8 protein-coding genes and 2 pseudogenes are annotated in these 10,038 nt (G+C 40.0%); 2 read left to right on the top strand and 8 right to left on the bottom strand.

The features are described from left to right. The coding region (locus B4J23_RS11665; protein ID WP_291360787.1) for an IS6-like element IS1006 family transposase at positions 1–556 on the bottom strand (556 nt) is incomplete at its 3' end. 59 nt (positions 557–615) lie between these two features. On the opposite strand from B4J23_RS11665, the pseudogene B4J23_RS11670 reads away from it, so the two are divergent. Further along, positions 616–909 (top strand): annotated as a pseudogene (locus B4J23_RS11670) (transposase); the annotation flags it as partial. 131 nt (positions 910–1,040) lie between these two features. Here B4J23_RS11670 and B4J23_RS11675 read toward each other — a convergent pair. The 7 genes from B4J23_RS11675 to cadR form a co-directional block, all read right to left on the bottom strand. Beyond that, positions 1,041–1,241: a hypothetical protein gene (locus tag B4J23_RS11675; protein WP_004665980.1), complete on the bottom strand. Its 201-nt coding sequence runs from the start codon at positions 1,239–1,241 to the stop codon at positions 1,041–1,043. A gap of 203 nt (positions 1,242–1,444) precedes the next feature. Next, entirely contained in the window at positions 1,445–2,344 is a 900-nt protein-coding gene (locus tag B4J23_RS11680) for a cation diffusion facilitator family transporter (RefSeq protein ID WP_004733183.1), read from the bottom strand. A gap of 86 nt (positions 2,345–2,430) precedes the next feature. Then, positions 2,431–5,589: an efflux RND transporter permease subunit gene (locus B4J23_RS11685; RefSeq protein ID WP_291360796.1), complete on the bottom strand. Its 3,159-nt coding sequence runs from the start codon at positions 5,587–5,589 to the stop codon at positions 2,431–2,433. Continuing rightward, on the bottom strand, positions 5,579–6,814 hold the full coding sequence (locus B4J23_RS11690) for an efflux RND transporter periplasmic adaptor subunit (protein WP_004281853.1): 1,236 nt from the start codon (positions 6,812–6,814) through the stop codon (positions 5,579–5,581). Before B4J23_RS11690 ends, B4J23_RS11685 begins: the two co-directional genes overlap by 11 nt. A 1-nt stretch (position 6,815) precedes the next feature. Further along, positions 6,816–8,183, bottom strand: a complete 1,368-nt coding sequence (locus B4J23_RS11695) for a TolC family protein (protein ID WP_004281854.1) — start codon at positions 8,181–8,183, stop codon at positions 6,816–6,818. A 49-nt stretch (positions 8,184–8,232) separates the two neighbouring features. Further along, positions 8,233–8,643 carry a hypothetical protein gene (locus B4J23_RS11700; RefSeq protein WP_004733191.1) on the bottom strand — a complete coding sequence of 137 codons (411 nt, stop codon included), beginning with the start codon at positions 8,641–8,643 and terminating at the stop codon, positions 8,233–8,235. A 142-nt stretch (positions 8,644–8,785) separates the two neighbouring features. After that, positions 8,786–9,178: a Cd(II)/Pb(II)-responsive transcriptional regulator gene (gene cadR, locus B4J23_RS11705; RefSeq protein ID WP_004281856.1), complete on the bottom strand. Its 393-nt coding sequence runs from the start codon at positions 9,176–9,178 to the stop codon at positions 8,786–8,788. 90 nt (positions 9,179–9,268) lie between these two features. Here cadR and B4J23_RS11710 point away from each other — a divergent pair. After that, positions 9,269–10,038, top strand: a pseudogene (locus B4J23_RS11710) (heavy metal-associated domain-containing protein); the annotation flags it as partial.

A 10,038-nucleotide genomic window follows, 5' to 3' on the forward strand; every position in this document is an offset into this window, starting at 1 on the left:
TGGCCCTGATGATCCGCTTTAGCTTGCCATGATCACATTCAATCACGTTATTTTTATACTTAATCTGCCTGTGCTCAAGGTCTGGTGGACATTTACCTTCCCGTTTTAACCGTGATAAAGCACGTCCATATGTGGGTGCTTTATCCGTGTTGATCACTTGTGGAATTTGCCACTTCTTCACATTATTTAAAATTTTTCCAAGAAAACAATATGCTGATTTGGTATTACGTCTAGAAGAAAGATAAAAATCAATGGTATCGCCACGTTGATCGACTGCACGATACAGATAAGACCATCGTCCATTCACTTTTACATAGGTTTCATCAATATGCCACGAGCTCAGATCTGTAGGATTACGCCAATACCAGCGTAAACGTTTTTCTATTTCAGGAGCATAACGTTGAACCCAACGGTAAATAGTCGTGTGATCAACATTCACACCCCGTTCGGCCAGCATTTCCTGCAGTTCACGATAGCTAATGCCATATTTACAATACCAGCGCACAGCCCAAAGAATGATTTCGCCCTGAAAATGCCGACCATGGAAAGGATTCATATGCTGCACCTTTAGCTAAAACAGTCTTCAGCTTACCATTCGTGGTTATTTGCAACAGTGCCGTAATTCCACCCAGGAAGAATGCCAAGCCCTGGAAAGATTCTAAAATCAGTTCAATAGAACGAAATGAGTTACTTCAAACGGTTAAACATTTAGGCAGAACCCTATGGAAAAAATGGTCGGGCTATCACCGTCGCAGTTTGGTGGAAACCAAGATGCATTGCATCAAATTATTAGGAGATAAGCTGACGGCAAGACATTTTCAAAGTCAGGTCAATGAAATTCATGCGCGTGTGGCAGTTCTGAATAGATTTACGGAATTAGGTAGACCTCACACCCAAGTTGTCACTTAAATTTGAATGGATTGGGGAAAACTCAGCTTTTGAATGTTTATGCAACAAAGCCGGTTTTAGTTATAAACTTATTCATTCAGGAATTATATTGCTGAATGAATAAGTCTAATTGATTTATTTATGCAACCCAACTATTCATTTGATTCATTTGATTCATTTGATTCATTTGATTCATTATTTTTAACTTGTTTTTGTTTAGAATTTTCAACTTTAGAAGCTTTTAAATTCTTTTCAAGAAATAACAAGCCGCCATCTGCATAACTAAAACTTGCGATACTAAAGAATGCACTAATTAACAGTAATTTAGTACAAAATTTATTTTTGAATAGCATGTTTATTTACTCTCATTTAATACTTGTTAGATATTCTAACTTTAAAGAATTAACACCCAGAGGACTCATAAATTACATTCTTGTAATTTTAAAATGTCTCAGGATGGTGTTTAAAGTGCGTGTGATAAATAGAAGTGTAATACAGGAAAATGGTAAGGTTTATCAGCCTAGTCATCTGTCCATTATGTAGAAAGAGCAGCACTTTAATGTTTATGCTGTTCCAATGTATTACATTCCTTACTTTCTATTTGTAACGTAATTTCAGTAATATTATGATTATGTTTTAGAACTTCTAAGGCCTTTTGATAGAGTTGATCTGTATTGCTATTCGGAGCAACCAAATGAGCAGTTAAATGAATATTTTTTGAGGATATAGCCCAGACTTTCAACTGATGAATCCCTTCAACGCCCTCTAGCTTCAATAAATCATTTCTTAACGACTCAATATCAATCTCATCAGGAACTCCTTCAAGCAGAATATTAATACTTTGTTTTAATAAAATCCAAGTTCGAGGTAAGACCCAGAAGCCAATTAACACAGCGATTACGGTATCAACCCACATCCACTGGGTAAAATAAATAACTATTCCTCCGATAATCACGCCTATCGATCCTAGAGCATCACTAAGAACTTCTAAATATGCACCTTTTATATTTAGACTTCCTTCAGCACTCGCAGAAAGGATTTTCATTGAAATCAAATTTACGACCAAACCAATGACCGCGACAATCATCATTTCAACACTTTGAATTTCAGCAGGGTTCGTAAAACGTTGATAAGCTTCATATACAATATATATTGCTACCACAAAAAGCATCACCGCATTAAACAGAGCCGCTAAAATTTCAAATCGCTGATAGCCAAAAGTTCTTTTATCATCTGCGGCTTTTTTACCAATTTTGATAGCGGCAAGAGCAATAGCTAAAGCGGCTACATCAGTAAACATATGAGCTGCATCAGATAACAAAGCCAAACTTTGGGTAATAAAAGCAGCGACAACTTCTACTATTAAAAAAGTAGTCGTTAAACCTAAGGCAACCATTAACTTCTTACTATTTTCTTCAGTAACAACCGCATGGCTATGATCATGATGTTCTGACATAAAATATTTTCCTTATTCTATTTATGATGAGCAGAGATATTGGATAACAGCCAATATCTCTGCTGTAAATCGACTAATCTATTGGATTAAGAAACTTTCTTTTCATTCATCCAGCGGTACAGTACGGGCAATAAAACCAATGTAAGCAGGGTAGAGGAGATAATTCCTCCAATAACCACTGTTGCTAAAGGTCTCTGTACTTCTGCCCCAGTTCCGGTTGCCAAAGCCATCGGGACAAACCCAAGGGACGCCACACAAGCGGTCATCAGCACAGGTCTAAGACGCAAAATTGCACCCTGCCACGTTGCATAATAAAGGTCATATTGTTGTCGCAACTCTTTGATAAAGGTGAGCATGACTAAGCCATTCAGTACAGCCACCCCCGATAGTGCAATGAAGCCAACCCCTGCTGACATGGATAATGGAATGTCACGCAACCACAACGCGATTAAGCCTCCACATAAGGCAAACGGTACACCACTAAAGACCAGTAAGCTTTCTTTGATATTATGGAATACAGCCATCAATAAAATAAAGATCGTCAACAATGCGAGCGGAACCACCAATTGCATACGCGCTTTTGCAGACATCAGATTTTGAAATTGACCGCCATAATCTATCCAATAACCGCTTGGTAATTCCTGTTTGGATAACGTGCTCTGAAGCTCTGTTACGAATGAGCCTAAATCACGTCCTTCTACATTTGCAGTAATAACCACTCGACGTTTACCATTTTCACGGCTGACCTGATTAATACCCAGGATATTTTCAACGCGTGCCACATCTTGCAGTTGGACTAAACCACCATTCGGCAATTGAATAGGAAGTACCGCTAACTGTTCAGGACTACGCTGGGATTCATCTAGACGGATGACAAAATCAAAACGCTTGTCTCCCTGTAAAATTGTTCCAACATTCTGGCCACCGACACTTGTAGCTACCAGATCCTGAATTGCTCTTACCGACAAGCCATATTGTGCAGCTCTGGACTTATCCACCTCTACATTCAACAAGGGTAAGCCACTGGTCTGTTCTACATTAACGGCTGTCGCGCCTGAAATTGAGTTAATTTTTTGAGAAATTTTATTCGCTTCGCGATTTAGAATCTCCATGTCATCACCAAATAATTTGACACCCACATCACTTCGCACCCCTGAAATTAACTCGTTAAAGCGCAGTTCAATGGGTTGCGAGAACTCACTGTTATTTCCCGGCAATGTCGCTAAGAAAGTAATCATTCTTTGGCGAAGCTCATCAATCGTTTGTTTTGGATCAGGCCATTCATCATGAGGTTTTAACAGTACCACGCCATCTGAAATGTTGGGTGGCATAACATCTGTGGCCACTTCTGCTGTACCGGTACGAGCAAAGATCGCTTTAATTTCAGGAAATTCTTTCAACAGTAACTTTTCAGTATTTTCCTGCATTCTCAGTGACTGTTCTAACCCTGTACTTGGGGAACGCATTTGCTGAACAGCAAAATCACCTTCACCCAGTTGAGGTGCAAACTCGCTACCTGTTTGAGTGGCTAGCACGCCCGTAAGCACTAAAATACAGGCAGCCACAATAGTCACAAATAAACGAAGCTCATAGGCTTTATCTAAAAGCAGTTCATATTTGGTTTTAAGCCAATGCATCCAGCGACTTTCGGTTTCCTTGACTTCTCCAGTGACAAATAGGGCAACTGCGGCTGGCACAAAAGTGACAGATAAAATCATGGCCCCAATTAAAGCCAGTACAACAGTCATTGCCATAGGATGGAAAAGTTTGGCTTCTACACCCGTCAGGGTAAAGATAGGTAGATAAACCACCAAAATAATTAACTGTCCAAAAATCAGAGGACGACGCGCCTGTTTTGCAGCCAAGAAGACTTCTTTAAATCTTTCAGAACGGCTAAGTAAACCACCTTTCAGCTTCTGAGCTTCTGCTAGCCGACGGATACAGTTTTCTACAATAACCACTGCACCATCAATAATAATACCGAAGTCCAGTGCCCCTAAACTCATCAGATTTGCACTAATCTTCTGCTCTGCCATTCCCGTCAAGGTAAACAGCATTGACAGTGGAATAACGCAAGCCGTGATCAGCGCAGCACGGAAATTACCTAGAAAGAGAAATAAAATAACAATGACGAGGATTGCACCCTCAATCAAATTTTTCTGAACGGTTTTGATCGCCCGATCAACCAAATGCGTACGGTCATACACAGTCTCAATCACCACACCTTTAGGTAGCGATTGCTGGATCGATTGCACCTTTTCATCAATGGCTTGAGCAACGGTACGGCTATTTTCTCCCATCATCATCATGGCAATACCCAATACAGTTTCTTCACCATTATAGGTTGCAGCCCCTGTTCTCAAGTCATGACCAATTGAGACATTGGCGACATCTGCCACCCGAATCGGATAGCCGTTTTTACTGGCAATACTGATGTTCTGGATATCTTCAATCGTGTTTAAAGTGCCGGGAACACGAACCGTTAGCTGTTGTCCATTTTTCTCAATATAGCCAGCACCACGGTTTTCATTATTCTCTGTTAAGGCAGTTTGTAAATCAGACAAAGGAATTTGCAATTGTTGCAATCGGTTCAGATCAGGGGCAACCACATAGGTTTTATTAAAGCCACCGATACTGTTGATCTCCGCAACGCCTTTTACGCGCTGTAATTGCGGTCTTACAATCCAATCCTGAATTTCACGTAAATCCATCGCCGAATAAGGGGTTCCATCCGGCTTTTTAGCATTTGGTTCGGCTTTAATCACCCATTGATAGATTTCACCTAAACCTGTCGAAATAGGCGACATGTTAGGTTGCACATCTTCAGGCATTTCTCCCATTGCTTCTTGCAAGCGCTGGTTGATAAGCTGTCTGGCCCAGTAAATATCCGTGCCATCTTCAAAAATGATGGTCACTTGCGATAAGCCGTAGCGTGAAATCGAACGGGTTTGTTCCATTTTCGGCATGCCTGACATGGCATTCTCGATTGGATATGTAATCCGCTGTTCCATTTCTAAAGCCGTAAAACCATTGGCTGAAGTGTTAATCTGCACCTGAGTATTGGTAATATCTGGTACAGCATCAATCGGTAACTTTTGATAACTATAAATACCAATAGCAATCCAAGCCGCAATAAACAGCATGACCCAGATTGCGTTATGGATAGAAAACTGGATCAGTCGATCAAACAGTCCTTCAGGTTTTACCGATTCGTGGTCTGGAATTTGAGGAGTTTCAGTGCTCATGTGAAGCCTCTCCTTTTTCCAGCTCGGATTTCAGTAAAAAACTGCCTTGAGCGGCATATTTTTGTCCCTGACTAAGCCCACTCACCACTTCAATCCATTGGCTCTCCCCAGATGATTGCCCTAATTTCACAGGTTGCGGACTGAATTCAACTTTTTGTCCATGCTGAGTGGCGACAAAAACCACATCTTTTCCATCGACATTCTGAACTGCGGACTTAAGTACCCGTAATGCGGTACTTTCACTCCGTTGTTGCAACTGTACGTTCACCATCAAGTTTGGACGTAATTCGGTTGCATTCGATTCAACTTTTGCTCGCACCTGAAGACGACCTGTTTGAATATCCGCTTCAGTATTTAAAGTCTGAATAACAGCTTGATAAACCTTTTCTGTTTGCAAGGATTTAAATTCGATCTTTTGATTCGGGGCTAAGCCCATAATTTCAGAATTTGGAACAATAAACTCAAGCCAGAGTTGATCTAACCGGTCTATCGTAAAGAGTTGATCGGCTAACTGAACATTTTCCCCGAGAACCAAATCCTTTTTACTGATCACGCCAGAAATGGGAGCTTTCAAAATATAGCGTCCGTTACTGGCATTCACTGCACCAAATGCACTTAAACGTGATTGGGCCGCTTGAACCTGAATTTGTGCCCGTTTATAGCTGTTATAAGCACGTTGATAGTCCTGTTTTGCTGAAATGCCCTGTGACCAAAGCTGACGCTCACGATCATAGTCTTGTTTCGCCAGTTCAAGGTTGGTTTGTTCAATTTTAAGATTGGCCTGCTGATCAACTAGATCAGGAACAAGCAACGCAGCCAAAGGCTGTCCTTTCTGAACTTTTTGACCGAGTTCTACATAGACATTTTCTACATGACCACTAAAACTCGGTGAGACGTGCGCTTGCTGGTCAGTATTCACATTCAGTTTGGCAGGATAAGAACTTAATTTAACCACCGGGCCTTGATCGACCGCTGATAATTGTATGCCCTGTTCCACCAGTTGCTTGGCAGTCAGGCTCACACCTTCTGCATGCTCTTCGGTTTCACCGCCATGTTCTTCTCCGCTTTCTTCCTCTGCATGTTCATCTGATGTTTCCGATTTATTCTTACCAGTTAAGATCAAAAAAATACTGAGGAGTACGGTAGCGCCGATAACCAAACTAATCAGTAGAGGTTGAGAGATTTTTCCGCTCTGTTTTTTTAAGCTGTTTTTAAGATCGAACATGTTAATTTCCCCCACCAATGACAGGCATGGCCTGTATGTCTTGCCATAAGTTTTGATTGATTTGTGCAATAGCATCTTTCGACATGACTTCACTTGGGCTAATGCCTAAGCTCAAACTTTCTGCTTCAATGGCCTTTTGCCAGCCATCCCGTAACAACTGGACTTTACGCAGACGGATGTCTTGTAATTGAAGCGTGGCTTGCTGAACATCGGTTAAAGCAAACTTGCCTGCCAAGAAACCTTGTAGCGTCTTACTTTGAACTTGAGTCGCCAAAGGAATTTGAGTCTCGTCAACGACTTTGAATTGCAGCTCTAAACCCTGCAACTCGGTTAAAATTGTGCCTATTTGCAGCGCATTTTGCTTCAGATAAAACTCTTTCTGACGCTCTAATAAGTTCATTTTTTCTTGCGCGATTTTTATGCCATTTTGCTGACGATCGAAAATATTAAGCGGTACACTGACTCCGACTACTAATTGATTTTGTGTGGAGTTTTCCAAGGATTGGGTGCGGTTGACACCTAGGTTTAAAGTGGGGTTAGGACGTGCCTTTGCCCTTAGTTGATCAACCGTTGCTTGAGACTCTAATACCAGTAAAGCTCGATATTTCTCAACGTAGTTTTCCGCTAAATATTCTTGAACCTGTTCATGAGTCGATTTTGGCCAGAGCTTTTGTGAAGAGAGGTTTACCTGCAATGACTTATCAGACGTACCCCATAAATTTGATAATTGTTGGGTGGCCACTTGTACCTGTAAGTCTGCCTGTCTAAAAAGACGGATATTTTCAGCATGGCTTAAACGTGCGCGATTTACATCTACTTGGGCAATACTGCCTGCATTAAAGCGCTTTTCGATTGCTTGAAGGTTTTCTTGGCTCACCCGAAGTTGTTCATTGACAATGTTTTTTTCAAGTTCAGCAATGGCCAGTTGTGACCATACATATTTCACTGCAAGCTCAATTTGTGCTTGATAAATCTTCTGTTTCAGCGCTGTTTTATCTGTAGAGAGACTGGCTAATTTTTGGTTTGCTCTTCGCTCACCAAAAATATCCAAGGGTTGTGATATGCCAATGGTAAGCTCTTTTTCATTATTTGAACCAAATCCCGTTTGTTCAACTGACAGTTCAGGATTTTTAAACAGCTTACTTTGCTGAAGATTCGTGGCATTAATGCTGTTTTGCGTTTCCCAGAAATTTTGGGACGCTTGATATTGGTTAACCTGCTCAATAGCTTGCTGCAGCGTTAAATCTTGAGTACTGGCGACTACGGAAGTACTGAAGCTGATCATTGCAGATAGCAAGATACCGCTACCTAAGGCTGACCAGGATAAATTCAGGATGGAGGTATCCTGATGTAATTTGTTTTTTGACATGAAAATGCCCCACGCATAATGAAATTAGGAGTGGTGGGCTTTTATAAGACTACCCCACCAATAGTAGGGGCAAATCGGGAGGCGGGGTTAATTGATCCAGATAAGGGGGTTTATAAAAAGTTATTCCCAAATAAGTTGGGGTAATGCCGGTCTCAAAATTAGCTTTAAGCTTCAGATCATCGGGTGGGTCAATCTGAATCACGATTGTATTTGAGAAATGACTGCACTTTTCGTTAAAACAAACCTTCTGACAATAGTCATAGATTTCTTTATAGTTTTCTAGGGAATAAAGTGCTTGACGAGGACTATCACTCTTTTCGTCTAAATCGATTGGATTAGAGAGTATTGAATTGGGTATGTTTGGCATTTCATGCAGACACGCAGCCTCTGCCACACTCCAAATATTCTGGAATGTGAATAAGAGTACCAATATCTGGATTAGAAATGTTTTTCTCTTCATACACAAATCTGTATTTAAAACACCAATAAGAAGCTGTCCAGATCTATCAAAGATCTGATCACAGAATTTGAGTAACCTTAAACTTTTTGCAGCCTTAAGTAAAGATATACAGAATTTTTGAAAAAAGCATAGGTCTAGATAATCAAGCTAGATTTTTTAGAACTCCACATTGGTCAATTGTACATAAACCATCACAAGTACCTCTTAAATCAGATAATTGTTCAATAAGCTTTTGTTGCTTGATTATATTTTCTCTGATAGCACTGACATGTAAGTCAATTAATTCATTCACATCTGAACAATTTTTCTTGGGATTATCTTTATAGGTGAGTAATTGACGAATTTCATTCAAACTCATATTTAAAGTTCGGCAATTCAAAATAAACTTAATTCGCTCAACATAGCCTATATCGTAAAGGCGGTAATTTCCTTCCGTTCTTTCGGGTTCCGGAATTAAACCTTCCTTTTCATAAAACCTAATTGTTAATACTGAACATGAGGTTTTTTTAGAGAGTTCACCAATTTTTAAATGCATTGAGTTGGTATTTCCAAAAAATCTTGACTCTATAGTAACTATAGGGATTCTAATATTCAAAGTTTATAAATTTTTTTAATGGGTATAACTATGAGTGGCTGTGGATGTAGTAAAGAAACACCATGCGAAGATAAGAAATCTCAACAAGAAAATCATCCATCAATTGCAGAAGCAAGCAATTCAAAGAATTGTGATAATACGCCTAGCTGTTGTGGTGAAGAGGAAGAAGAAAAATCTTCATCTCCTTGCTGTAACACTTCAAACAGTTGTGAAGATACCGCTCAATCCTGTTGTGGTTCTGATCCCAAAGAAAATTTAAGCACTGAAGACGTTTTAAAAGATTCGCACTACATGAGTGAATACTTAGTTCCCAAAATGGATTGTTCTGCGGAAGAACAGATGGTTCGTATGGCGCTATCTTCAATTGATGGTGTTCAAAAACTCATCTTTGATTTACCTAACCGGTCTTTAAAGGTTCTACATAATCAAAAAGATGAAAATATAACTACCAAACTTGAAGCTTTGGGTTTTGGTGCAAAGCTTGTGAAGACTGAAACTTATATAAGCAATCAACAAGCTAAGCAAACAAGTACCTATACCATTCCTAAAATGGATTGCTCTGCTGAAGAGCAAATGGTCCGTATGGCTCTTGCAGATATTGAAGCAGTTAAAGGTCTTACTTTTGATCTTCCCAATCGAAAACTGAAAGTCTTCCATAATGAAGGGAGTCAGCAAATTACGGCCAAACTTGAAGGACTGGGTTTTGGGGCGAAACTTGATGAAACACAGCTTTCTTCAGGCGATATACCTAATGAACCTGATCCTGTGAGACAAGCTAAAGTACTTAAACTGTTATTAGG

The organism is Acinetobacter sp. UBA3025 (genome assembly GCF_002367915.1).
GTDB lineage: Bacteria > Pseudomonadota > Gammaproteobacteria > Pseudomonadales > Moraxellaceae > Acinetobacter.